At 60.5% G+C, this 24,964-nt stretch carries 24 protein-coding genes; 12 read left to right on the top strand and 12 right to left on the bottom strand.

Features of this window, described 5'->3' with window-relative positions; genetic code table 11:
* On the top strand, nucleotides 1–79 hold a 79-nt coding region (locus tag I4W07_RS09260), incomplete at its 5' end, for an IS3 family transposase (protein WP_196026061.1).
* A 3-nt stretch (nucleotides 80–82) separates the two neighbouring features.
* On the opposite strand, the gene trmB is transcribed toward I4W07_RS09260, so the two are convergent.
* Together trmB and I4W07_RS06695 are read right to left on the bottom strand one after the other, a co-directional pair.
* The gene (gene trmB, locus I4W07_RS06690; protein ID WP_196026036.1) at nucleotides 83–949 is read right to left on the bottom strand and encodes a tRNA (guanine(46)-N(7))-methyltransferase TrmB; all 867 of its coding nucleotides are present in this window, start codon (nucleotides 947–949) and stop codon (nucleotides 83–85) included.
* A 118-nt stretch (nucleotides 950–1,067) separates the two neighbouring features.
* Nucleotides 1,068–1,940, bottom strand: coding sequence for a methyltransferase domain-containing protein (locus I4W07_RS06695; RefSeq protein WP_196026037.1), 873 nt, complete (start codon nucleotides 1,938–1,940; stop codon nucleotides 1,068–1,070).
* Between the two features lie 268 nt (nucleotides 1,941–2,208).
* Here I4W07_RS06695 and I4W07_RS06700 point away from each other — a divergent pair, with 268 nt between their 5' ends.
* From I4W07_RS06700 to I4W07_RS06715, 4 genes are all read left to right on the top strand, one after another.
* Entirely contained in the window at nucleotides 2,209–2,931 is a 723-nt protein-coding gene (locus tag I4W07_RS06700) for a helix-turn-helix domain-containing protein (RefSeq protein WP_196026038.1), read from the top strand.
* On the top strand, nucleotides 2,931–3,827 hold the full coding sequence (locus I4W07_RS06705) for a DUF4097 family beta strand repeat-containing protein (RefSeq protein WP_196026039.1): 897 nt from the start codon (nucleotides 2,931–2,933) through the stop codon (nucleotides 3,825–3,827). Before I4W07_RS06700 ends, I4W07_RS06705 begins: the two co-directional genes overlap by 1 nt.
* A 97-nt stretch (nucleotides 3,828–3,924) precedes the next feature.
* Complete coding sequence (locus I4W07_RS06710; RefSeq protein WP_196026040.1) at nucleotides 3,925–5,832, top strand: elongator complex protein 3; 1,908 nt, start codon at nucleotides 3,925–3,927, stop codon at nucleotides 5,830–5,832.
* Nucleotides 5,833–6,711, top strand: coding sequence for a spermidine synthase (locus I4W07_RS06715; protein WP_196026041.1), 879 nt, complete (start codon nucleotides 5,833–5,835; stop codon nucleotides 6,709–6,711).
* A 26-nt stretch (nucleotides 6,712–6,737) separates the two neighbouring features.
* On the opposite strand, the gene I4W07_RS06720 is transcribed toward I4W07_RS06715, so the two are convergent.
* The 9 genes from I4W07_RS06720 to I4W07_RS06760 form a co-directional block, all read right to left on the bottom strand.
* Nucleotides 6,738–9,182: a DEAD/DEAH box helicase gene (locus I4W07_RS06720; protein ID WP_196026042.1), complete on the bottom strand. Its 2,445-nt coding sequence runs from the start codon at nucleotides 9,180–9,182 to the stop codon at nucleotides 6,738–6,740.
* Nucleotides 9,183–9,298: 116 nt separating this feature from the next.
* Complete coding sequence (locus tag I4W07_RS06725; RefSeq protein ID WP_161115338.1) at nucleotides 9,299–10,603, bottom strand: ATP-binding protein; 1,305 nt, start codon at nucleotides 10,601–10,603, stop codon at nucleotides 9,299–9,301.
* Nucleotides 10,596–12,356, bottom strand: a complete 1,761-nt coding sequence (locus I4W07_RS06730; RefSeq protein ID WP_271739770.1) for a TerB N-terminal domain-containing protein — start codon at nucleotides 12,354–12,356, stop codon at nucleotides 10,596–10,598. The genes I4W07_RS06725 and I4W07_RS06730 overlap by 8 nt, the downstream gene beginning before the upstream one ends.
* 88 nt (nucleotides 12,357–12,444) lie before the next feature.
* Nucleotides 12,445–13,161: a DUF554 domain-containing protein gene (locus tag I4W07_RS06735; RefSeq protein ID WP_035137052.1), complete on the bottom strand. Its 717-nt coding sequence runs from the start codon at nucleotides 13,159–13,161 to the stop codon at nucleotides 12,445–12,447.
* A gap of 118 nt (nucleotides 13,162–13,279) precedes the next feature.
* Entirely contained in the window at nucleotides 13,280–14,710 is a 1,431-nt protein-coding gene (locus I4W07_RS06740) for a hypothetical protein (RefSeq protein WP_196026043.1), read from the bottom strand.
* Nucleotides 14,711–14,728: 18 nt separating this feature from the next.
* A complete protein-coding gene (locus I4W07_RS06745; RefSeq protein WP_035137055.1) occupies nucleotides 14,729–15,010 on the bottom strand; it encodes a hypothetical protein in 282 nt (93 codons plus the stop codon).
* Nucleotides 14,994–15,593: a hypothetical protein gene (locus I4W07_RS06750; protein ID WP_196026044.1), complete on the bottom strand. Its 600-nt coding sequence runs from the start codon at nucleotides 15,591–15,593 to the stop codon at nucleotides 14,994–14,996. The genes I4W07_RS06745 and I4W07_RS06750 overlap by 17 nt, the downstream gene beginning before the upstream one ends.
* Before the next feature lie 90 nt (nucleotides 15,594–15,683).
* Nucleotides 15,684–16,193, bottom strand: a complete 510-nt coding sequence (locus tag I4W07_RS06755) for a hypothetical protein (RefSeq protein ID WP_196026045.1) — start codon at nucleotides 16,191–16,193, stop codon at nucleotides 15,684–15,686.
* Nucleotides 16,190–16,486, bottom strand: a complete 297-nt coding sequence (locus tag I4W07_RS06760; protein ID WP_117746255.1) for a hypothetical protein — start codon at nucleotides 16,484–16,486, stop codon at nucleotides 16,190–16,192. The genes I4W07_RS06755 and I4W07_RS06760 overlap by 4 nt, the downstream gene beginning before the upstream one ends.
* Before the next feature lie 346 nt (nucleotides 16,487–16,832).
* Between I4W07_RS06760 and I4W07_RS09325 the strand changes: the two genes are divergently transcribed.
* The 3 genes from I4W07_RS09325 to I4W07_RS06775 are packed head-to-tail and all read left to right on the top strand — an operon-like array spanning nucleotide 16,833 to nucleotide 20,458.
* Nucleotides 16,833–18,434 (top strand): FAD-binding oxidoreductase, encoded by a 1,602-nt coding sequence (locus I4W07_RS09325; protein WP_161115343.1) that lies wholly within the window; start codon nucleotides 16,833–16,835, stop codon nucleotides 18,432–18,434.
* A 2-nt stretch (nucleotides 18,435–18,436) separates the two neighbouring features.
* On the top strand, nucleotides 18,437–19,252 hold the full coding sequence (locus I4W07_RS06770) for an electron transfer flavoprotein subunit beta/FixA family protein (RefSeq protein WP_055310559.1): 816 nt from the start codon (nucleotides 18,437–18,439) through the stop codon (nucleotides 19,250–19,252).
* A 12-nt stretch (nucleotides 19,253–19,264) separates the two neighbouring features.
* Complete coding sequence (locus tag I4W07_RS06775; protein WP_271739772.1) at nucleotides 19,265–20,458, top strand: electron transfer flavoprotein subunit alpha; 1,194 nt, start codon at nucleotides 19,265–19,267, stop codon at nucleotides 20,456–20,458.
* Here I4W07_RS06775 and I4W07_RS06780 read toward each other — a convergent pair.
* A complete protein-coding gene (locus I4W07_RS06780; protein WP_196026046.1) occupies nucleotides 20,455–21,267 on the bottom strand; it encodes an HD domain-containing protein in 813 nt (270 codons plus the stop codon). The genes I4W07_RS06775 and I4W07_RS06780 overlap by 4 nt on opposite strands.
* 162 nt (nucleotides 21,268–21,429) lie before the next feature.
* On the opposite strand from I4W07_RS06780, the gene I4W07_RS06785 reads away from it, so the two are divergent.
* The 4 genes from I4W07_RS06785 (at nucleotide 21,430) to I4W07_RS09330 (ending at nucleotide 24,895) form a co-directional block, all read left to right on the top strand.
* Entirely contained in the window at nucleotides 21,430–22,086 is a 657-nt protein-coding gene (locus I4W07_RS06785) for an AzlC family ABC transporter permease (RefSeq protein ID WP_161145017.1), read from the top strand.
* A complete protein-coding gene (locus I4W07_RS06790) occupies nucleotides 22,076–22,399 on the top strand; it encodes an AzlD domain-containing protein (protein ID WP_196026047.1) in 324 nt (107 codons plus the stop codon). The genes I4W07_RS06785 and I4W07_RS06790 overlap by 11 nt, the downstream gene beginning before the upstream one ends.
* A gap of 141 nt (nucleotides 22,400–22,540) precedes the next feature.
* Entirely contained in the window at nucleotides 22,541–23,563 is a 1,023-nt protein-coding gene (locus I4W07_RS06795; RefSeq protein ID WP_196026048.1) for a 2-keto-3-deoxygluconate permease, read from the top strand.
* A 189-nt stretch (nucleotides 23,564–23,752) separates the two neighbouring features.
* On the top strand, nucleotides 23,753–24,895 hold the full coding sequence (locus I4W07_RS09330) for a GGDEF domain-containing protein (protein WP_196026049.1): 1,143 nt from the start codon (nucleotides 23,753–23,755) through the stop codon (nucleotides 24,893–24,895).
* Nucleotides 24,896–24,964 lie beyond the last annotated feature (69 nt).

The following is a 24,964-nucleotide window of genomic DNA, read 5'->3' on the forward strand; positions in this document are numbered from 1 at the left end:
TTGGAACACGAGGAGGCGCCAGGTTAAACTGAAGGGACTGACCCCGGAGGAGTTCCGGAGCCAGTCCCTTGCGGCGTAGCTTTTATTTAAGCCGTCCAAGTTTTGGGGTGCAGTTCACTTGCGGCAGGCGCTTCTTGCCTTTGCGGGCGCGGTTTCTAAAGTTCTCGACGGCCTCTTCCATGCCCAGAGGTACATAGGTGAGCTCATCGAGGTTGTCGGGCAGGTAGCGGGCAAGGCTTTGCTCCTGCACGCGGCCCGCCGCGAGCTGTTCATCGCTGGGCTGCGCGCCGGGTGTGGCGCAAATGCCATAGACGGTGGCGCCCATCTCGCGCGTGCGGCACTCGTACTCGGTCTCGGGGTGCTCGGGATGGTCGCGGCGGACGTCGTCACTTACCCAAAGCGTGTCGTAGCCTGCCGCGGCAAACTGTCCCAGGGCGTAATCGCGCAACGGCTTGCTGTCAGTGCGCAGCGTGACGGTAGCGCCGGCTGAAAAGAGCGGGCGGTAGAGCATCAGATGGTCGACATGGACGAGTCGTTTTTTGGCGTACTTAGCCTTGGGATGCGGCGTGGGAAAGTTGATGGTGATGGCATCGAGCTCGCCTGTGGCAAACGCCTGCGGCAGCGATGCAGCGCCTCGGGGCAGGACGAGTGCGTTGGTCAGTTCCTGTTCGCAGATTTTCTGCGCGGCATAGGCGATGCAGATGGGCTCCTGGTCCATGCCGATAAAGAGGGTGTCGGGCTCGCGGTGGGCGCGCTCGACCAGATAGGTTCCCTTGCCACAGCCAAGATCCAAGTGAAGGCGTTCGAAAGGCTTGCTGCCTGCGGGAGCACAGGCCTTTCGCCAATCTCCGGCATAGGCCTCGGGGTTCGTCTCAATCGCATCGGCGTAGCGCTCCAGGCGCTCCTCGAGCACAAAGTTCTTAGGCGTGCGAACGTGGACGGCTCCCATAAGGCTCCTTGGTCATAAGTATGGAACGCATAGCTGCGCGTTCCGTCAATGGGTTGAAAAAGGGTGGGTATAGCTTGCCCGAAAGATGCGATGCGGCTCGGCGGCGAGTCGTCGATGCCTACAGGCGCTTGAGGATCACATAACGGTTGAGCTCGCCGCTGCGACCGTCGGCATGGAAGCGCTCAAGCTCGCGCACGGGGACCTCGCCGCTCTTGTAGAACGTACGGACGCCGCGCACCAGGTCGGTGATCTGCTGATCGTCAAAGTGGTGGCAATAGCGGTAAGCATGGCGGTCGTTTTGCCAGCCGATGAGGTGGTCGCCGGCTTCAAACTGCGCGGAATCGTAACCCTCAAACGGCGGGGTGAGCTCGGCGCGGGCCTCGGCGCGAACGGCCTTGCGCGCCATGCGCTCGTCGTTCATAAACTCCCAAAAGCTGATGGCGATGATGCCGCCTGGGCGCGTCTGGCGCACCAGGGCGTCGAGCACGCGTACGCGGTACTCGCACGATGGCACGTGGTGCATAAAGCCAAAGCAGACCGAGATGTCGGCGAGCGGGGCATCGAAAAGCACGTCGGGCGTCTCGGCGGGGTTGAGCCTCATGAGGGCGTCGAGCACATCGAGTTCCTGGAAGTGCAGGTTGGGAATGCGCAGGGCGTGGCCATGTGCATCGATAGCCAAATCTTGACACGAGTCGACACCATAGAACTCAAACGGGCAACTGGCATCTGCCGAGGGGTTTGCGCCGTCGACGCCCTTGGCGGCGAGTGCGCCGCCGGCGGCAAAGTTCTCGAATCGCATATTGCCGCAGGCAAGATCGAAGACGCGGACGGGATGCTCGATCGTGGCGACGTCGAGCTGTTCGAGCGCAATGTCCATGGTGCGCACCCAGCCGGGCCACGGGGCCTGGCGCGTATCGGAAAAGGAGGCGGAGTGCTCGCGATAGAACGTATTGTTGAGCTGGATGAGCGATGAGGCGAAATCGCGGTTCACGGCGCGGGACTCCCTCCGTTGGCGGTGCGGAATAAACAGTACGACCATACTACCGTTAACGCCGCAACGGGGACAACCGAGCCGTGGGTCATTGCTTTGTTTGGACACATTTCCGCAGCTCATATGTGCCCGCAACCGCCGGTTGTCAAAAATCTCACTAGAATAGGTGGCATGCTTTTGGCGGTGGCGGATAGATTTTTAACTGTGCAAGGCGCCTTAAGAACAAAAAACGGTCCGGCGGCACGGCTGGCATCACATAGGAGGAACCATGAATGTAGAAACTGCGCAGCGGCTCGCCGACCTTCGTCGCAGCAAGGGTTTTAGCCAAGAAGGGCTGGCGCGAAAGCTGGGGCTGTCGCGCCAGGCAGTCAGTAAATGGGAGCGCGCGGAGAGCTCGCCCGATACCGAGAACCTAATCTCGCTCGCCAAACTCTATGGCGTGAGCCTGGACGAGCTGCTCAATCCGAGCGACGAGATCGAGGACGATATCGAGTTTGAGAACGAGGACCGCGCCCGTCAGCGCGAGGCCGAGGCGGCAGAGCGTGCTCGCACCCATGAGGCGGCGGCGCGCGCTACCGAGGCGGCAACGCAGGCGAGTGATGCTGCGGCCAAGGCGGCACAAGCGGCAAGCTGGAGTGCGCAGGCCGCCAATGCCGCTACGGCGCAGGCGACGAGTGGCACCGCGGTTGGCTCGACTCCGGTGAAGGGCCCGTTCCAGTCGTTCCCGTATTGGGCCGTGTGTTGGCTACTGTTCTTTTTGCTGATGTTCCTGTTTGGTGCCGGTCCCTTTGCCGCGCTGATCTTCTTTACGATCCCCATCTATCACTGGGTGGCGCGTGCGCTCGATGGCGATTGGGCGCGCGGGGATATCCAGGTTGGTCCGGCGCCGGCGGTCGCTAGGACTAAGGGGGAGGACGTTTTCACAGCGGTTGACGCTGACATGGCTGCCGCGACCACCGCTGAGTCGAGTGCCAAAGAAGGTGATGAATGATGAAGCTCTCGCATGAGTCTAAGAGGCGCTTGGGCGTTGGCATCGGAGCGTTTGCGCTCATCATCGGGCTTGTCTTTGGCATTTCGCGGACTTTGATTCATTTTGATGGCCCGTGGGATCTCGACGATGTTGTATCCGGCTTCTCTGGTATGGACGATGCGGTTGACGAGGACGATCTTTTGGATGGCGGTAACTATTCCGCTCAGCCTCAGCAGCTTTCGAGCGAAACCTTTGATGCCGACGCGTTCACATCGCTTGACTTGGACGTGACGTCGGGCACGGTCGAGGTCAAACACGTCTCCAGCGGGCCAGTGCGCGTAATTGAAAGCGGTCGCGTGGCAACGGGGACCGTTGCCTTCGATGCGGCAACCCAGAACCTGGCCGAAATCAAGGGCTCTACGCTCAAGATTCGCCAGTTCGATTGCGATGACGAGCGCGCCATTGACCGCACGGTTACCGTCGAACTGCCGCGCGAAGTTGCCGATAACATGGTGGGCATTACAGCGAATGTAGGATCGGGTGACCTGACGGTCGCGGGTATTGCGTGTCATGACCTTAACCTGACTTTGGACTCTGGAGACGTTGAGTTTACGGGCACCGTGACCGATACCCTGAATGCCGAGGTCGGTTCGGGCGATGTGACGTTCGAGCTCTACCAGGCCCCCGCGAAGTCGATGGACGTGAGTGTGGGCTCGGGCGATGTGGAGATGACGGTTCCGAACTCGACGGGCTTTAAGGCGAGCCTCACCTTGGGCAGCGGCGACTTTGAGAGCGATTTCCTTCCGCTTGGCTACGACGGCGAGACCATTTTGAATCTTGAATTCGATAACGGCGATAAGTCTGCTACGTATCGTTTTGAGGTCGGTTCGGGCGACATGTCGTTTGATCCGGAGTGACATGCGGTTTTCGGAGATCGGTACATATAGGCATGCTCTTTGATGGAGGCGCCGGAGCCGTGACGGGCTCCGGCGCCTTTGCCTTTACAATGGGGGCATGGAACAGATTATCTTGAACATACTCGAGGCTCTGCGTCGCGGCGAGACCGTGGATGACAAAGCGCTCGTCAAACTGATACATGCCGAGGCGCGCCGCGAGGGTGCCGACAAACGCGATTTGGCCAAGCGCCGTCTGCTGCCGTTCTACCAGCGGGTTAAACGTGAGGAGCCGGCTCGTTGGGCTGGATGGAATGTCGATGCGGAGCTGGAGCGTCAACTGCTGCAGGTGCTACGCATGAAGCCGCGCCGAACGGCTTCGGGCGTGGCGACCATTACCGTCATCACCAAGCCCTGGCCGTGCTCGGGCGATTGCCTGTTTTGCCCCAACGACCTGCGCATGCCTAAAAGCTATCTGCACGCCGAGCCGGCATGCGCCCGTGCGGAGCAAAACTGCTTCGACCCGTATCTGCAGGTGAGCGCTCGCCTGACCGCGCTTTCGCAGATGGGGCATGCAACCGACAAGATCGAGCTTATCGTTCTTGGCGGTACCTGGAGCGACTATCCGCAAGGGTACCAGGCATGGTTTATGTCGGAGCTCTTCCGTGCACTCAATGATGATGCGGTGGCGGGCGTGGCGGCAAATCCCATGTTGGCGCGTCCGGGCATCAGTCGTGCCGAGGCGGGGCGCCTGCTCGACGATGCGCCCGCCGATGCCCTGCCGCCGGTGGTGGCGGGGCGTCGCGAGCGCTACCGGGCTGCCGGCATTGCGACAGACGAGGCCGAGCTCGCGAGCGGTGTTGCAGGAGAGCAGGAGCGCGTGGATGTTGCTGTGGGCGGCTACAACCGTGCGGTGCGTCGTCTGTACGGCCCTGGCACGCCGTGGGGCGAGGTTGCCGAGTGGCAGGCGGCAACGATGGAGGAACTTGAGCATCAGCAGCGCATCAACGAGACGGCGAAGCATCGCGTAGTGGGGCTCGTTATCGAGACACGCCCCGATGCCGTAACGCCGCAGGCCCTCACACTTATCCGTCGCTTGGGCTGCACCAAGATTCAGATGGGTATTCAGAGTCTTGACCAGCATCTACTCGATATCAACGAGCGCCGCATTTCGGTGGCGCAGATCGAGCGGGCGTTTTCGCTCGCGCGCCTGTTTGGCTTTAAGATCCACGCGCACTTTATGCTCAACTTGCTGGGCGCCACGCCTGATGGGGACAAGCGCGACTACGAGCGCTTTATGACCGAGGGCGCCTTTATGCCCGACGAGGTCAAGGTCTACCCGTGCGCGCTCATCGAGGGCTCGCGTCTGGTGGGCTGTTACGAGCGTGGCGAGTGGCGCCCCTATACCGAGGACGAGCTGCTCGATGTGTTGGCCGACGACATCGTGGTGACGCCGGCGTTCTGCCGCATCAGCCGCATGATCCGCGACTTTAGCTCCGATGACATCATGGTGGGCAACAAGAAACCCAACCTGCGCCAGCTCGTTGAGAACCGCCTGGCTGCTCGGGGTGACGGTGCGACGGTGCGTGAGATTCGCTATCGCGAGATCAGCACGGCGGGCGCCGACCTGGACGAGTTGACCCTTGACGAGGAAGTGGCGTACGAGACGCCGGTGACGCACGAGCGCTTTTTGCAGTGGGTGACACCGCAGGGCAAAATCGCGGGCTTTTTGCGCCTGTCGCTGCCCGACCGCGCGTTTGTTGCCGCGCATGCGGACGAGTTGCCGACGGTGTCGGACGAGGCGATGATTCGCGAGGTTCACGTGTATGGCATGGCGGCGCGCGTGGGCGATCAAGGCCAGGCGGCGCAGCATCACGGGTTGGGGCGTTTGCTCGTAGAGCGTGCGTGCGAGATTGCCCGGGATGCGGGTTATGCGCGTATCAACGTGATTAGCGCGATTGGCACACGTGAGTACTATCGTCATCTTGGATTTTATGACCATGGCCTTTATCTGCAAAAGGAGCTCTAGATGAACAAGCCGAGTGTTTCTGCCGGCGTCGTTGCCGGCGTTGCTCTGGGGGCCGCGGCGCTTGGCGCGGCCGCTGTCGCTGTCCGTGCTGCCTGTCTGCAGGTTGCGCGAACCCGCAATGGGTTGGCGCGTGTGAAACGCGTGCACGATGAGGGCGGCGACGAAGTCCGTGTATTGGTGCAGGGCGGCGTTTACCAAAGCGCAAGCTACGTTGGCGAGCGTTGGGCGGAGCCCGTCTTTGCGTACTATCGCGCGTTTGACGACGTGTTTGAGGCTGAGGACGCAATGCGTGATGCTTACGGGCATGGTATCGACCGTATGCTCATGCTGGGCGGCGGCGGGTTTGCCTATCCCAAGTTTGCACTGATGTCGCACGAGAGCTTGCGCATGGACGTCGTTGAGTACGATGCCGAGATTACGCGCCTGGCGCGCCGTTGGTTCTACCTGGACGAGCTGGAGCGCACGGTGGGCGATCGCCTGCGAGTGATTACCGCTGAGGCTCGCTCGTATCTGGGCGTGACGAGCGTGGGTCATCGTCGCTACGACGTGGTCGTGAGCGATTGCTTTGGCGGTGCCGAGCCCGTACGCGAGCTGGCGACGGTTGAGGCGTTGCGTTTAGTGCGAGGCAGCCTAAATGCCGGTGGTGTCTACGTTGCCAATATCGTGAGCGCAAACGAGGGGAGCGATGTGACGTTCCTGCGCGACTGCGCCGCCACGGCACTCGAGGTGTTCGCCCACGCCTGGGTGGTCCCATGTGGCGATACGGAGTTCGGCGGCGAGGAAAACTACCTGCTCATCGCCAGCGACGTCGACTATGCCTTTGCCGAAGCCGTGCCCTTCGACACCGACTTTCTCGGCACCGTCCTTCACGACAAGTAAGTCTCCCCGTCCCAAAAAGATTGGTCTTAGGCGTGGTCGCGCCAGCCGAGAACGCGCTGCTTCATACCCTCGATTTCGAGCACGCCTTCGGCAAAGCCTTTGCGCACGAGCTCCTCGGGAACGTACTCGTCGTAGCGATCAAAATAAGGCACCTCGCCGGGATAGACGAGCTCGATGGGATCGAAGTCCTTCTCGGCCTCGGCGGCGAGCACCTCAAAGAATGTCTCCTCGTCGGCCTTCATCTTGAACTGCATAAAGTATGGACGCGACGGATCGAGCCCGCGAAGGCCCAACTCAGCGGCACATTTGATTTTAAGCATGCGCTCGAGTGCTAGGAAGGCGTAGCTGCCCAACCAGGGGAAGAGCACCCAGGTGTCGCCACCCAGGTTGATGAGCGGCTTAGTTCCCGCGCCCGAAATCTCGGCGGTATGACGAGCCTGCGCCAAGCGAGCCCGTGCGTTAGCCATGAGGTACGGATATGTTGCATGCTCGTTGAGCGCCTTGCGCATGCGTTCGAGTACGTGTGTATTGATGTCACCGGGGCAGTCGCCAAAGTAGGCCGGCACACGGCCCTTGACCTGCGTGGCAAAGACGGTGTGGCGCTTCCAGTCCACTTCCTCGACAATCCAGCAGTGTCCGGCGATGGCGATGCGCTCACCGGGCGGTGGCGGGTTGACGATCGTGCCCAATTCGGCCGACTCGCTGCGAACGGTGAACTCCTCGTTTTCCTGGAACACGGCGTAGAACTTAAAGTTGTTGATGATGCGCTCTCCCGCGAGACCCACGATGAGCCCACCGCCCTCGGTGACCTGGATGTGGTCGATCTTGATGAGGTGGCGCAGCAGTACGCGATAGTCATCGGCCGAGACGCGGTGGAAATAGCTGAGCGTGAGTACACGCTGAGCAAGCTCGGCCGGCGTGAGCTCGCCGGTGCTGGCGAGCGTCGACATGGTCTGGTGGTAGAGCAGGCTGTAGGGGAGTCGATCGAGCTCGGGCGGCTCGACCCACTTTTCCTCGCGATAGAGTTGTACGAGCGCGATGCCCTGCAGGAGCTTCCACGGGATGGTCTCGGGCATCATCGTGCGCGGCTCGGGCTCTTCCTCGCGCATAACAAACCACATCTCGGGCGGAAGATCGCGGCGTCCCGTGCGGCCCATTCGCTGCAAAAAGGAGCTGACGGTAAACGGCGCATCGATCTGGAACGCACGCTCCAGACGGCCGATATCGATACCGAGCTCCAGCGTAGAGGTGGTGACGGTTGTCTGTGCCTGCTCCTCATCGCGCATGAGTTCCTCGGCCGTCTCGCGCAACGATGCCGAAAGATTGCCGTGATGAATGAGGAAACGGTCGGGCTCGTGCCGGTTCTCGCAGTAGCTACGCAGCATGGAGCACACGGCCTCTGCCTCCTCGCGCGAGTTGGCAAAGACCAGGCACTTGCGGCCGCGCGTATGCTCAAAGATATAGCCCATACCGGGGTCGGCGTTGTCGGGCGCCGTGTCGGTGGGGTTGAGAAGCGCCTGCTCGGTCGCTCGTGGGATGTCGACTTCGCCCTCGGGGGCCGAGGAAGTGCGACGGTCTTTGGGAGCGGCTTTGCCCCGTGCCCGTTCGCGATGTTGACGGCGCTCCTCTTGTGTGAGCTGTCCGCTGTGACGCATGTCTTGGGCGCCGGCGGGCAGTGCCGCGGATGCCGCCGCCTCGATGCGCTCGCACGCAAGCACTTCGGCCTCTTGAGGACCTGTGCCCATGAATCCCCGTTGCTGTGCCTGGGGGCCCGAGTTGTAGAAGTGCTCCATGGAGATGCGCCACACGCGGCGCGGCTCTTCAAAGCGTGGGATAACGCAGTCGCGCCCCGTTCCCTGTGAGAGAAAGGCACCCGTGCGCTCGGGGTCGCCGATGGTGGCCGAAAGGCCAATGCGTCGAGGTTGCACGCCGGCCATGCGCGAGAGTCGCTCGATAAGGCAGAGCGTCTGCCCGCCACGGTCGCCGCGCATGAGCGAGTGGACCTCATCGATGACCACATAGCGCAGGTCGCAAAACATGCGCGGGATCGCCATGTGCTTATGGATTAAGAGCGCCTCGAGTGACTCGGGCGTAATCTGCAAGATGCCGTTCGGTTTTTTGATGAGCTTAGCCTTGTGCGACTGCGAGACATCGCCATGCCAGTGCCAGACAGGGATATCGGCCTCTTCGCACAGGTCATTGAGACGGACGAACTGATCATTGATGAGTGCCTTGAGGGGGCCAATGTAGAGGGCACCAACGCTTGCGGGCGGGTTCTCCCAAAACTCGGTCAGGATGGGAAAGAAGGCCGCTTCGGTTTTGCCGGAAGCTGTGGATGCCGTTAGGAGCACATTGTCTTGTGTGTTAAAGATGGCGTCTGCCGCCTCAACCTGGATAGAGCGCAGGCTCTCCCAATCGTGGGAGTAGATGAAGTCTTGGATAAACGGGGCGTAGCGGTCAAAGGCGTTCACGGGGCCTCCTCTCAAAAACGAATCTCTCAACGCGGCTGGCAACGGCTTGCTGCATTACAGTCTCAACGTTCGCCCAGATAAAACCTGCCAAAATAAACCTGTCCCTTTTTGGCAGGTTAGATGGTGAATTCGGCGAAGTTACGGTCGCCGCCTGCGGTGCCGGTGTCGCCTGTTGCTGCTGCCGGCACCAGCGCGTCGCCGCCGACGCTTTGCAGCAGCTCGGCTACGTTGGCGTCGGGGTTTTGGCATAGGATGTCGAGCAGCTCGATAAAGTCGCGAATGACTTCACGCGGCGTCAGATGTGTGTCGGCTCCCACACGACCGAACTCGATCTTGAGGAAGTCCACCAAGTCGTTCTCGGTAAGCGTGGGCGTCCAGCCAAAGTAGCCGGCGTGAATTTGCATGAGTTTTTCGATCAGCACCAGCAGCTCCTCGTAGGTGAGTGGCTGCAGACGGATGATGGGCGCGAGCATGTCCTTAAGGTCCTCGCGTGCAAAGCGGCCTTGAGCGAGTCGGCTGCGCAGGGCCTCGTAGGAGAACACGCCGCGGCGGCGGTCTTCGATGGAGGTTGGCGTGCCGCCCATGATCATGCCCAGGTACTGCGCCTTGCCCTGGAGTGTGTCGTTGTACATGGTCAGGATCTTCTCGTAGTTGTACTGGCGCGTGATCGCGTTGGGAATCTTATACAGATTCACGAGCTCGTCGATGAGCACCAACATACCCTTGTAGCCGCTGCAGACCAAAAAACGCGCGATGAGCTTAACGTAGTCGTACCAGTCGTCATCGCTGATGATGGTCGAGGAGCCCAGCTCGGCGCGAGCCTCGCTCTTGGTACGGTATTCGCCGCGGATCCATTTGGTCACGCGGCTCATGGCTTCTTCGTCGCCCTCGGATACGGCCGTGCGATAGCGGCGGAGCATGCGGGTGAAGTCGAAGCCGTGGACCATTTCCTCGAGCGGGGCCAGTTGGGCATTGACGACCGACTCGTCGACGTCGGCGTACGAGGCGACCCAGCGATCAAGAATAAGGTTGAGCGCACCGCCCTCGGGGCGCGTCTTGGTCGATATATTGCGTATGAGCTCGCGGTAGGTGGCAAGGCCCTGCCCCTGCCCGCCCTGCAGACGGCGCTCGGGGGATAAGTCTGCATCGGCGACGACGAATCCCTCACCCATGGCGTGCGTGCGGATGGTCTGGAGCAAAAAGCTCTTGCCGGCGCCGTAACGACCGACCAGAAAGCGGAAGCTCGCACCACCGTCGGCGATGAGACTCAGATCGGTGAGCAGGGCGCGGATCTCGACCTCGCGCCCTACGGTAATGTAGGGAAGGCCGATGCGCGGGACCACGCCGCCCTTGAGCGAGTTGAGAATGACGGCAGCGACGCGCTTGGGCACGCGGGGTGCTGCGGATGCGGTATCACTCATGGTCTAGGTATCCTCTCGCGTCTGCTTCGTAGTCCTCAATAATCTGCGGCCCTGCCGCGCTAAATTCAATTACGGTGTCGCCCACCAGGTCAAAGAGCGCCTCGTTGATGGTATCGACGAGCATGTCCTCGCTCTGTCCCGAGTGCGCCACTGCCGATGTCGCTTGCGCTGCGTTTTGCTCGAGCAGTGCGCGAAGGAAGGCATCTGCGGCGGGCGCGAGTTCGTTTGTAGCGTCAGCGGGCGCAGCAGCTGCGAACGCGGGCGTCGGCGCGAGAAGCGGTGCCACGACACCAAACTGTTCGGTGGATATGGTCGGCTCGTCGGTCAAGTCCTGCCGAATGAGTGCCACGACCGGTTCGACAATCGCGTCGGTTACGGGCTCGGCTTCCGGTTGCCCTGAGTCCGCTGCCTCGGCTTCTGCGGATGCGTCGTCCTCGCGTTCCTCATCGATCAAAAGCGCTTCGCGCGTTTGCGCGGCGGCGCTCCGAATGTGCCCCAGCTGGCTCAAATCGATATCGATCTTGATGGGCTGGTGTGCGGCGTCCCACGAAAGCCATGCCATGATCTCGTCATCGATGATCTTGGCCAGATATTTGGGGACCTTCTCCTCCTTCAGGGGGTGGGTGGGGTCTAGGGCCAGGCGTAGGCGTTGGTCGCAGGCGCGCATCATCTCACCAAGCTTGCTGCTTTTTTGCCTGCTGCCGTGAATTCGCATGCATTCCCAAAAGCCGTTTTGGCAGCGGTAGATGTGAATGGGGTCCAGGCGATATTCGCAGTCCTCGTGGCGCTCGGGCGCAAAGAATACGGCCGAGGCAAACATGGTGTAGGGCATGGCCGTCTCCTCCCCAAATAAGCTCGCCACGATGTCGGTCTTTCGGTGCGTGTCATAGTAGCGCGCCATACGGACATACACGGCGCACGCCACGTGGCGCAGATCGCGGTGGTGGCTGCGGTCGAGCCGCGAGTTACTTAGGTTGTACGTGGAGAGGGCGTTGATGGCGGCCATGAGTCGCTCCTCGCGCACCTCATCGGGCGGAAGGGGGAGCGTGGGCTCGGAGGTTTTGCGACGCTTAGGGGTCTGGCCGGACGGTGCCGGTGCTGGTACAAGGTCTCGTGCCGCGCGCCGCAGCTCGATAAGGGCGTTATCGAACATGACGGTTTTAGAGTCACGAAGCAGCTTGGGGTCGAGCGCGTGGAACACGGCGTAATCCTGAAGCCACACGCGCGCAAACCGGTCGATGCCGGGCTCAAAGGCGCGGTAGGCATCCCAAAAGGCCTTGATCCTGTTAAAACCTTCGAGCGGATCATCTACGCCAATGCCGCAAATCAGCTCATAGAGATACAGAAAGGCAAAGGATGTAGACGTTTCTTCGACGGTTCCGCGGCGCACTTGGGCACGCCAGGTAAAGTAGCCGCGCAACTGCCGGTCGCTCATGGCATTGTAGGTGGGAAAGTACGACTTAAAGGTGCCGTTGTAGGGACAGTCGTCCTCAAAGTCGGCCATCAGCAAGCCCTGGCGGTAGAAAAGCTCGGCCTCCGATAGCCAGCGGCCCGCGCCGCCCTTGGGGTCATCCTGCCAGCGCGATATCTCGCGCATCTTGCGGTATTGGTCGGGGAGGAAATTCTGCATCTGTCGGCCGGTTTTGAGAATCGGCTCGTCGGCGTAGATTTCGTTTGAGAAGCGGGCGGACTGATGGGTCCGGGCCTCGGCCATAATGCGCTCGATGAGCATCTTGATGTCCTGGTCGGCCACCGCTTCTCCTCTCCTAACGCAGCTTCGGTGACCTCATATCATAGCACAGCATCAAACAGGTGTTCGAGATACTGCTGCGTAGATAGATTTAGAACAGGAGGGCGTAGATGACGGCGATGACGACGGAGGGGAGCATATTGGCTGTGCGGAAGGTCTGAGGACGGATGAGGTTGACGCCGACGCAGAAGATGAGCATGGAGCCTACGAGCGAAAGGCTGTCGAGGGCTGCCGTAGTCATGATGGGGGAGAGTGCGCCGGCAAACAGCGTGATCGTCCCCTGGAACACGGCGACGGGCAGGGCGGAGAAAATGCAGCCGCGGCCAAGCGACGCCGTCATGGTGCAGACGATGATGCAGTCCAATGCGCCTTTCAGGGCAAGCGTTGACCAGTCACCGAGCAGACCGTCCTGGATCGATCCCACAATGGCCATGGCGCCGATACACACGGTGAGTGAAGTCGAGACAAAAGCGTTGGTGAACTCGTTATCGCCCTCGCTGCCGGTTTTGCGCTTGAGCCATTCGCCAAGGTTCTCGATGGCGGCCTCCAAGTTGATGGCCTCGCCGATGAGCGAGCCGAGGGCGAACGAGACGATGAGCATGGTGGTGCCGGTGGTCGCTAGCGCCTTCCCATCGATAAGGAGCATCTTTTGCATGGTGCCGCCAAGGCCGATAAACAGGACGCACAGCCCCGATGCTTTCATGAGCGTGTCTTGGATGCGCGGTGTAATGAAGCGGCCGCCCGCTAATCCCAAAAGACCGCCCGCAACTAAAAGCACAACGTTGATGATTGTTCCCAAGCCCGGCATGAGCCCTCCTGTATTGATGCCAACGTGGCAATCGTAGCAGAACGAAATGCGAGGTACATCGCGACTCATCTAATACGTTATATAAGTGGTATTAGGAATGATGCGCGGCATTTAAGCCTCAGGTGGTTGTCGGGACATAGGGATAGTATTCAAAGCGCAGTGTCATAAGCCGCTGTGGGGATTCAATAGCCGCGGCGATGATATTGGCATCGCGGGCACGATCAAACCCTTCGAGTTCGATCTGATACGAGACGTCTTGCATAATGTCCAGACGTCGCCAGGCCAGGAGTGTGTCGCCATCGAATTCCAAGGTCTTGCCTCCGTCTGGAGCAACGGCGTATAGACGCAGCTTGGCGGTGGTTGCAGGGTCGACAACTGTGACCTTTTTAATTTCGTTTCGAGTATTCTTGGCGCCCAACAAGGTGAGCAGTGTTGGGGCCACGACCTCGCCCGATGGCAAAAAGACGACTTCGATGGATTCAGGAAATGCGATGATAGTCGACTTGCGGACGGGCTGATTGGCGGCGGCAACTTCGATGTTCGCAGCGTCGATGACCTCTGTGTGGTCGAGCGCGGCAAGCACGCAGCAGTTACCTTCATCGATCTCTTGAGGATCAGCAAGCCCCAGACTGTCCGCGAGCTCGGGATCGTTTGGATCGGCAGCGGGCTCATTCGGCGCTTCGAGAGAAGCTGGGACGTTGTTTGTCGGCGACGGCGTGTCGCCCGCACCTGCTTCTTTGTCCGCGCTCTCTTCTTGTATGGTTGCGTTGATGGGTTCGTCGTTTGGGGGGAGCGTCTTGGCGTCAAACGCGGAGGGGAGAATTCCGATGGCTCCGGATCCGTTCCACTCCATTTCGAGAAGCGCCGGGTCGGCAAGAATGCGTTGCCTGCTTTGCGCGTGGGCATCGATTTCAATAGGGCCTGCCTCTATCCCTCGTGTAAGGCTGAGTGATCCGGCTGGCTTCTCGAAATGAGCGTCTGTGTCTTTGGTGCTGACGGCGTAGAACAGCAGGGACGCTTCTCCCGCCGCGATAACATCGGTACCGGCTTTGGTCAGCCGCAACGATGCCGTGAATGAGAGGGTGGGCTGCGCATCGTCTGCATTCGCGGCGGCGCAGCCCAGACATATACCGCCTCCTTTCTCGAAAAACGCACCGTCGAAGGCGACCTTCGCTCCGTTCGCCGAGTCATCGACCGAAGCGATGTCGATGCGCAGCTCTAAATTGCATGGATCGCCATCCGCATCGAGCACAACCGAGCGCCACGTGCAGACGGCGCACCCCGCCTGGGAGCCGTTTGCCTTGTTCGAACGCTTGATATCCACGACTATCGAGCCGTCCGTATTACGACGAAGGCATCCCGAGGTTGAGATCACGGCCTGTGCGATCGAAAAACGCTCGCACGCAATGGCGCTCGACGGATTTGGTGCGGAACTTAGGGCTACTGGTAAGGAGTCTGCCATGACGGGAGTCGCCCAAGCGGCGACAGGCGTTCCGGTTGCGAGCGCGCCGCAGAGTGCGACGACGGGCAAAAGGTTCTTCGATGCCATGGGGTCTCCTTAGCTAATTTAGTGCGGCCTGTCCGTGTTTTGTTTCTGGCTGCGTTTGATGTGCAGACCGAGGCCGGCGGTTCCCGCGCCTGCTGCTGTGGCGCCTGCTGCCAAGAGCCATCGTCTGTCGCCTGTCTGCGCCAACGGTTCCTCGCGGTCGCCGCGGTCGAGCTCCGAGAGGTCGACCGTCACTTGCGTGGCGGCCTGCGCCTGTTCTTGCTGGGCAAAGGCCATGGCTGGCCCAAACGCTAGGATGCTGACGGCGGCGGCCAGGGCGACGGCCTTATGCCGTGTGCGCACCGGGCTCGACCGTCCAGGTGATCGTCGCAACCTGATCGCCTTCGCCGGTTACGCGGAAGATGTCGCGCGTGACGCGGGCGACGTTTCCGCTTGTCTTGAGCTTGATTTTGTCCGTGCCGCCGGCAATGCCCTGGTAGCCCATGTCGAAGGCTGCATTCTTGGAAAGATCGAGGCCCGTCCCTTGCGCGGCGGCGCTGGCGTTCTGGAGCGCGCCGTCGGGGCCGACCTTAAAGTCGATGGAGTTCTGCGCGGTTCCGTCCTTGGCGTCGGCGGCAATGGTCCAGGTGTTCATGGCGTCGATCTTCATGTTGGTGACATGGATGCCGTAGGCCGAATGATTGTCGATGGTGGTCGCGTCTTCTGAGGGGCCCTGAAGCGTGCCGTCGGCCTTGGCGACGAAGGGAATAACCGTCGGAACTTTGAACTCAACGTTGTCGATCTCGGTCCTGACCATTACCTTCGTGGTTCCAACGCGCCCGGCTGCCATAGCTGGCGTCGGGGCGGCGCCCATTGCGAGCGCGAGCGCGAGCCCTGCGCCCACGACGAGCGCTCTGGCTCCGTTCATGTTCCTGGTGATGTCCATGGTCGTTCCTTTCTATTCGCCGCGGGCCGTCCCCGCGATGATTGGACGAATGCTGGTGAATTGCGTGCGGTGCCGCGTCGGCCGGAAAAGCTAGTTCTCGGCTTGCTCAACCCGCACCTTGACACGTGTCGGATTGCCGTGGCTGTCGAGGGTCTTGGCATCGAGTGCCTGGATCTCGATGTACGCCTCGCCTTCTTTGATGTCGCCGGCGGGGCACGTTTCGATTGTCTTGCCGGTCTCGACCACGCCCGATTCATAGATGGTCTCGTCGTTTTGGATCACGCGGAAACGCTGGGGAAACTTGTTGTCCTGGACGTTTTGCACGTTGACGCGCAGCTTGCCGCCTTTTTGTAGCTGGGCGACTGGTGCGACCGAGATCGTCATCATGTTGTCGCGGACGATGGCGTCGAGCTCATCTTGGATTTCCTGACGCGTTTTGCCCTCGGCCGTCGTAACCGAAGCGCCCGCCTCGGGTACGGGCTGCGACTGCCAAGCGTATAGTCCTACGGCGACAAGGGCACAGACGATGGCCAAGCAGGCAACGATGAGCTTCTTGCGACGACCCAGGCCTGCAAAGTTGGGTGGCTTCTTCGCGCTCATGCGGCATCCTTGGCGGTATAGATGCGCGCAAAGGTGGACGGGTTCGCTCCAAAGAGCATGTGAAGCATCAGGCGGCGTGAGTAGACAAGCTCGTCGAAGTCGGGAGGGAGCTCGATGTCGTGGATATGCGCGATGCGGTGGGCGAGCGCCGAGAACGACTCGGGGTCGCAGATCACATCGGTGGTAACGTGGTAGACCGTCGTATCGGGGAATGCCTCTTCGTCGAAAGGCAGGAGATGGGGATCGTCGTCGACTTCGATGGCGATGCCGTACTGGGGCCAGTAATATGCCATGGGAACCTCCCTGCTTCTGGGGCCAAAACTTCTGTCGGTTTTGGCTGTTGATGCCGACGGTATCAGCCACTACTTGACCAATTGCTGACCAAATGCTTGACGGATTGGTGTCTCCGCAGGTAAAAGGCGGCAAAAAATACTCCAACTTTTTTCAAGCGACAATCGCGCGGTCGGCGACGGCGGGGCCATATGTGTCAAAAGCATCGTCTGCCGAGGAAATCAAGCCGCTCGCCGAATTGCACGAACGTAAAAATCGCCAATTATGGAGACGGTCTCGAACACGTCGACGAAACGATGCGGTAACATCTCCCTGCAAACACTGTAGTTAGCTAAAGGGGGAGTTCGCGTGTCTGCAACCATCAAACCCTTCACCGACGAGTTCGAAGAGTATGGTCGCGATGAGTCTCGCGCATCGGGCGAGGCCTCGAGCATCTCGTTTCCGACAACGGAAGACGAGGTCCGTGCCATTTTGGAAAAGCTCCATGCCGAGCGTGTCCCGGTAACGGTTCAGGGCGCCCGAACCGGCCTTGCCGCCGGTGCCGTGCCCCACGGCGGGCATATCCTCAATACTTCCCGTATGAATCGCTACTTAGGCCTTCGCCGCGATGAACAAGGCCAATTTCTGCTGCGCGTGGAGCCGGGCGTTGTGCTCTCGGAGCTGCGCAAGCAGCTGAGCAAGAAGGTGCTGCCGACTGCTGGTTGGGACCAGGCATCGCTTGAGGCCTACGAGGAGTTCCAAGAGGCCCCCGAGCAGTTCTTTCCCACCGATCCCACCGAGGCATCTGCCTGTCTGGGCGGCATGGCGGCATGTAACGCCTCTGGTGCCCGCAGCTACGCCTACGGTCCCATGCGCCCACATATCACGGGACTCCACGTCGCGCTGGCTGATGGCGATTTGCTTGAGCTTCAGCGCGGCGAGGCTTTTGCCCAGGGCCGCCACCTGTCGCTCGTGACGGCAGTGGGCCGTACGCTCGAGCTCGATCTTCCCGGCTATACCATGCCCAAGACAAAAAATGCCTCAGGCTATTTCGTTGCGGACGAAATGGACGCCATCGACCTCTTTATCGGTGCTTGCGGCACGCTCGGCGTTATCACCGAGCTCGAGATTGCCCTGCAGGCGGCGCCTGCGGTCGTTTGGGGTGTGAGCTGCTTTTTCAATAGCGAAGACAAGGCCGTGTCCTTTACCGATTCCATGCGTCCCGTCCTGTCCCATGCGGCTGCCATCGAGTACTTCGACGCTGGCGCCCTGGATATTCTACGTCGCCAGCGCGAGCAGTCGACGGCGTTTGCCTCGCTGCCGGCGCTCGACAAAGAGGCCAAGGTCTGTGTCTACGTGGAGCTCGACTGCGATGACGAGGCCCAGGCGACCGAGGAACTGTACCACCTGGGATGGGTGCTCGAGTTTGCGGGTGGCCGCGACGATGCGACATGGGTCGCGCGCACCGAGGTTGATCGCGAGTGCCAGCGGTTCTTCCGCCATGCGGTCCCCGAGAGCGTCAACATGCTTATCGACGAGCGTCGCCGCACGGATCCCACCATCACCAAACTGGGTTCGGACATGTCGGTGCCCAATGCACGCCTTGCCGATGTCGTGGCCCTCTATCGCCGCACACTGGCCGAAAGCGGGCTTGAATCTGCTGCCTGGGGGCACATCGGTAACAACCATCTGCATGTGAACATCCTGCCGCGCGATGCGCAGGACTACCGTCGCGGTGGCGAGCTGTTTGCCCAGTGGGCTGCGGAGGTAACGGCTATGGGCGGTGCCGTTTCTGCCGAGCACGGCGTCGGCAAGATCAAGGCGGGCTTCTTAGAGACGATGTACGGTCACGAGGCCATGGTCGAGTCGGCGCGGCTCAAGCTCCAGCTCGATCCCGACGGGCAGCTGGGTCGCGGCAACCTGTTTTCGGAGAAGCTCTTGGATGAGCTTGTCCAGAAAGGGGGCGCGTGAAGATGAGCGATTTCCATATGGTGGTGTGCGTCAAGGCCGTGCCGGGCAGCACCGAGGTCAAGATGGACCCCAAGACCAATACCATCGTGCGCGATGGCAAGCAGGCGGTCATTAATCCCTTTGATGCGAGCGCTTTGGAATGCGCGCTGGCGCTGAAAGACGACTTTATCGGCTTTGGCATGGACGTGCGCGTAACGGTGGTGTCGATGGGCATCCCCGCGACCGAGTCGCTGCTGCGCGACTGCATCGCCCGCGGTGCCGACGACGCGCTGCTGCTGACCGATCGCGCCTTTGCAGGTGCCGATACCCTGGCGACCACCTATGCCCTCAAGTGCGGCATCGAGGCGCTCGACGAGGACTTCGACCTGCTCATCTGCGGCAAGATGGCGGTGGATGGCGATACGGCCCAGATTGGTCCCGAGCTTGCCGGTGCCTTTGAGATTCCCTGCGTGACCGACGTGAGTTGCGTGCAGAGCGCGGGCTTTACGACCTGTGGCTCGCTGGCGCTCATTCACGGATGCGATGCCGGCGAGGAGACGGTGTATCTTGAGATGCCGTGCGCGATGACGACTGCCAAGGAGATTGGCCAGTTGCGTATGCCGAGTATTGCCGGTATTCGCGCGGCGGAGGAGGCGGACGTGCGCGTGGTCAGTGCCGCCGACGTGAACGCCGACCCCGCGCGTTGCGGTCTTGCCGGGTCGCCGACACAGGTCGTGCGCTCGTTTGTGCCCGACCGTGACCAAACGTGCGAGGCCGTTGAGGGAACGGCGTCCGAGCAGGCGGTAAAACTTGCCAAGATTATCGAGGGGATGGCATAGATGAGCTGACTGATTATCGATAGCGAAACCTGTATCGGCTGCGGTCGCTGCGTTCGTGCCTGTGCCTCGGGCGGCATCGTAGTGGAAGGCGAGCGACCCAACCGATGCGCCCATGTAACCGACGGCTGCATCCTATGCGGTGGGTGTGTCGACGCCTGCCCTGTCAACGCTATCTCGATCGAGCGTGACGAGGCTGCTGGTGCGGTGGACCTTGATGCATATCGAGACATTTGGGTATTCGCGCAGACCGACGAGCGCGATACGGTGACTCCCGTTGCCTATGAGCTTATGGGCAAGGGGCGCGAGCTTGCCGATGCTCGCGGCTGCCGTCTGGTGGCACTGGTCGGCATGAGCCCCGAGGGCTCGCTCGGGGACCTGGAGCATCTGGTTTGCGCGGGCGCCGACGAAGTCCTGGCCTGTCGCGACGAGCGCCTGCGCCAAAACGATGCGGAGGTCTACGCCCGCTTGATCTGCGATTTGGTAGCCGAACGCAAACCCGAGGCCATCCTATACGGTGCGACCGCTTTTGGTCGCGAACTGGCACCCGGCGTTGCCGTGCGTTTGCAGACGGGCCTTACGGCTGACTGCACCGTACTTTCGATGGATACAGAGACGGGACTGCTGCAACAGACGCGTCCGGCGTTTGGCGGCAACCTGATGGCCACCATCATTTGCCCCAACCACCGTCCGCAGATGGCAACGGTGCGCCCCGGTATCTTTAAGGCTCCCGACTTCGACTACGGCCGCTCTGGCACGATCACCCAGATATCGCTTGCGGATGATGCTAAGGCTCGTGTCGAGATCTCGATTCCCGCCGAGGAGTGGGGACAGCAGCCCTCGATCGCCAATGCCGAGCGCCTGGTCGTGGTGGGTCGCGGCATTGGTTCCAAGAAAAACCTGCCGCTGATGCGAAGGCTCGCCGAGGCCCTGGGAGCCGAGCTCGGCTGCACGCGACCTGTCGTGGAGGCCGGCTGGTTGGAGTATCGCCATCAGATTGGCCAGACGGGTGTATCGGTCTCGCCCAAGCTCCTCGTGAGCATCGGTGTCTCGGGTGCCATCCAGCATCTCGCCGGCATCGGTGGGGCGGAGTGCGTTGTCGCCATCAACGAGGACCCAGATGCCCCCATTTTTGGTGCTGCCCAGTACAAGGTTGTTGGGGACGCCGTCGAGGTTGTCGAGGAGCTGCTGGCCCAGCTTGAGCGCTAGGCGCGCGCCAGCCAGTCGCGCATCTCGTCCTTTAGACGGCTCCAGGTTGCCTGCGTGGCGGGATCGGTAAAGGGGCGCACAATGCCAAAGGGTGCGTCGAGCAGGCGGTAGATATCGCCCTGCTCGCGCGCCAGCGCGCGGCTTGCCGGATAGACGAGCTCAAACATAAAGCAGATAAGCCCCACCAGGTAGTCCGCCGGCTCGTTGCGCTCGTCGCGCGCGACGCACCGATGCTCGTCAAAGGCGGCAAGCGTCGGTACCGAAAAGCGACTTGCTAGAAACGCGTCCTCATCCACTTTAAGGATGGTGTCGACGGTGCTGTCGGCGATGGTGCGCATAATGTCGATCTTGTCACCATCGCGCACGATATCGCAGAAGCTCCGCGTGCGCTCGTCGAGCTGCGCGGGTAGACGGAAATCGCTGTGATAGGCAATGCTCGCTCGGATGAGCTCATCTTCTGCCGGGTCATCGATAAAGTCGCGAATGCTCGTTACGGCGGGTGCATCGGCGGGATTCTCGCCAAAGAGGACCTCGATGCCCAGCGCCGCATGGCTCATGCTCTCGGCGTCCTTAAAGGTGTCCCAGCGTCGCAGCTGCTCAAAGCGGCCCATATCGTGTAGCAGGCCGCAAAGCCATGCCAGGTCAATATCTTCTGACGACCAGCCCTGCTCGCGCGCTACGGCATCGCATGCCTCGGCCACGTGGTACGTATGCTCGATTTTGAGCGCGATGCGTGGGTTGGTGGCGTCGTAGGCATCGGTGTAGCTTTTGAAGGCCGCGCGCGCCCGGTCTCGATCGATAGCTGTCATAATGACTTCCTAAAAAGTTGTGTCTTTCGATCCGGTGGCAATTGTAGGTGAACTCGGTTGCTGCCGGATGATGATTCTGCCGTGTCGCTACATGCGGCTCGGAGACCTTGTCAGGATGAGAAACGTATGGTGCTCAAAATCGTTAGAACCGTCTGGCCAGTGATGCTTACCTATGTTGCAATAGGCGCGCCGTGCGGAATGATCATGGGGCAGACGGGAATGGAGCCCTGGATGGTCTTTGCTCTAAGCAGTACGTTTGTGACGGGCAGCGGCCAGTTTATGATCTGCAACCTGTGGCTGGCGGGTGTGCCTGCAGCATCGATCGTCGCGAGCGTTGCCGCCATCTCCTCGCGTTTTGCGCTTTACTCGGCATCGATCGCACCGCATCTGAGGGGTGCCTCGAAGCGTCAGACGCTGGCTGTTGCCGCGACACTTACCGAGGAGGCGTATGGCATCTCGCTTGCCAAGTTGGTTGAAGGGGAGGATTGGGGCCCGCGCGAGTCCTTTGTGCTCAACGTGATCCTCATCGCAACATGGGGCGTTTCGTGTACGATGGGCGCCATCGTCGGCGCCGTTGTCGATGTTCCCACCGCCATTGCAGCCTTTGTCTGCACCTCGCTCTTTATCTGCCTGCTCTTTTCGCAGCGGCTGTCGCGCGGCAACGTTGTCGCGGCGGTTTCGGGCGCGGTGTCCGTCGCCGTATGCAAGTTCTTGGGCCTCGCGAATATTGCCGTGCCGGCAAGCGTCGTGGTCGGCATTGCCATTGCGCTGGCGTGCGATGCTGTATTTGACGGAAGAGGTGCCCGCGATGCCCGCTAACGAGTTCTTGGTTCTGTGGCTGTCGTCGTGGGCTGCTATCGCGTTCTTTCGCATCGCGCCGGCGTTCGCCTTGCGCGGGCGGACCCTGTCGCCCCGCATTACCGAGGCCCTGGGCTATATCCCGCCCGCTGCCTTTGCCGCGCTGGTCGCCAACGACTTGGTGAGCCCCGGCGCGTTCGACGCGGGACTCTGGCCTGCCTTGGTTCCCTGGATTGCGGCCACCGGCGTCGTGGCGGTGGCAATCAAGACAAAGTCGATGTTGTGGTGCTGCGTTTCGGGCATCGTGTTCTATATCGTTTTGAGCCTCGTATAGGAGCAGGACGCGTTATCGTCCCAGCTTAACGAATCGAATTTCTCACCGAGGCGGTCTGCTTCTTCTGGTACCATGGTCAAACTTTACTGTAGCAAAGCGTGACGTGGGCTTTTGTTCTGCGTCAGCGGAAATGGGGGTTTCATGGCACAGGAAGCGACCGCCAACGAGCAAAAGAAATTCAAGGTCCCGCGTATCCCGGGCGACATCATGATCTATCCGATGATCGTCGGCCTTTTGCTCAATACCTTCTGCCCGCAGGTCTTTGAGGTCGGCGGCTTCTTTACGGCTGCCTGCCGCGGCGGCTCCAACACCATCGTTGCCGCGATCTTGCTGTTCGTGGGCGCCGGCATCAGCTTTAAGTCCACGCCGGGCGCCATCAAGACCGGCATCGTCGTGCTGATTCCCAAGCTGGTCGTCGCAGCGGCTCTCGGCCTAGGCGTGGCATATTTCTTTAACGACAACTTCCTGGGTCTGAGCTCCGTGTCTATCATCGGCGGCATTACGTTTTGCAACATGGCGCTCTATACGGGCATCATGGGCGAGTTCGGCGATGAGTCCGAGCAGGGCGCCGTCGGTATCCTGTTCTTTACGGCCGGCCCCGCCGTCACGATGATCATCCTTGGTGTTTCGGGTCTTGCCAACATCCCTGTCGGTACTATCATCGGCTCCATTTTGCCGCTCGTTATCGGCATGGTTCTGGGCAACCTGTTCCCGTTTATCAAGAACCTGCTGGTTCCCGGCGCCAATCCCGCGATCGCTGTAATTGGTTTTCAGCTCGGTGCGTCCATGAGCCTGTCGAGCTTCATCGCCGGTGGTATTTCCGGCATCTTGCTGGGCCTTGTCACGCTGTTTGTCGTCGGTCCCATCACCTTTGCGTTCGAGCGCCTGTGCGGTGGTAACGGCAAGGCTGCCGTGGCTTGTTCCACCATCGCCGGCACGGCTATGACCACGCCGGTTGCTCTCGCCGAGGTCGCGCCGCGCTACGCCGAGCTTGCGTCCACCGCGTACGCCCAGATCGCCACTGCCGTTATCATCACGGCAATCATGGCTCCGATTCTGACCGGCTGGGTCGACAAGAAGTTCTGCCAGGGCAAGGAGGACCTGTCGCCTGCCGGTGTCGAGGCCATCGAGGAGGCCGTCGCGACCGACATCGATGGCGAGTAACGGCCGTTACCGATAATTGATTCCGGCGTGCAATTCGCGCCGTCCGAGCGCCCGAACAGAAACTGTTTTGCAGTGATGTTCGGGCGCTTTGCTATGATTCCCTTTACCCCTGCGGAGTAAAGGGGTGTTTATTGCCCTGATTCGAATTGGGCGATTCTGACCATTCGGATATTGAAGGGATGGCGTCTAGTGGTTAAGGCACTCAAGATTGAGATATTCCTGCTATGCATGATTATTCTTATCGGACTTGCCGTACGAAGCCGTCGCTCCCTGTTCTCGAGCACCCAGCAGCTTTTGTTTAGCATGCTGGGCTACACGTCTGCTGCCTACATTTTCTTCGATATGATCTGGATGCTCTCGGACGGCGTGAGCACTTCTGTAGGCATCACGGCCAACTGGATTTCCAACGCGGTTTCGTTTTCGCTCTTTGCCATCGCGTGTCTCATTTGGTTTATCTATTCCGAGACGATGCAGGGCTCTCGCCTTGTGACCTCGCGCTATAGGGTGGTGCTTGTAACGTTGCCTACGGCTCTGGTGGTCGTGCTGGCATTTACCAGCTACTGGACGCACGCTATGTTCTATATCGATGCGCGGGGCGTGTATCGTCGCGGAGCGCTTTATATGATTCAGCCTATCGTTAGCTACTGCTACGTCATATATACGTCCTTGCATGCCTTTATTCAGGCTCGAAAAGTCGAAAGCCTGCAAAAGAAGGCCATTTATCGCACCCTCGCCTTTTTTGCGGTTCCCGCTCTGGTGGGCGGTACCTTTCAGATCGTATACTCGGTGCCTGGCCTTTGTGTCGGCATAATGATTAGCATGTTGCTGCTCTATATCATCTGCCAGGAGCAGCTCATCTCGACCGACCCGTTGACTGGCCTCAACAATCGCAACCGTTTTGAGACCTATATGCTGTCGCTCTTCTCAAATGTGGATCAGGCCGAAGATGTATATCTGCTTATGATGGACGCTGACGGCTTTAAGCAGATTAACGATCGCTATGGACATGTGGAGGGTGACCATGCTCTTCAGGTAATATCCGCTGCGCTCAAAGAGGTCTGCTCGGCGTCTGGTGGCTTTATCGCGCGTTATGGTGGCGATGAGTTCGTGGTGCTCCAAAAGGCAGCGGCGGAACAGGACATCATACGTCTGTGCGCGGCAATCAACGACGAGCTCGCGCGCGCCGAGGTGCCGTATCTGTTGCGGATGTCCATCGGCTACGCACGGGTCGGTGACGGCGTCGATACCTGGCAAGACTTGCTTCGCGCTGCCGACGCGGAGCTCTACCGCGTCAAGGCCGAGAAAAAGAAGGCCGGCGTCCAGATACGCTAGGAAAAGGGTCGCACGCTTGCGTGCGTGGCGGCCCTCAGCTCATCGATGTATTCCATTAAGCTAAAGTGT

Source organism: Collinsella aerofaciens, from assembly GCF_015670745.1.
In the GTDB taxonomy this organism is placed as follows: Bacteria; Actinomycetota; Coriobacteriia; order Coriobacteriales; family Coriobacteriaceae; genus Collinsella; species Collinsella aerofaciens_T.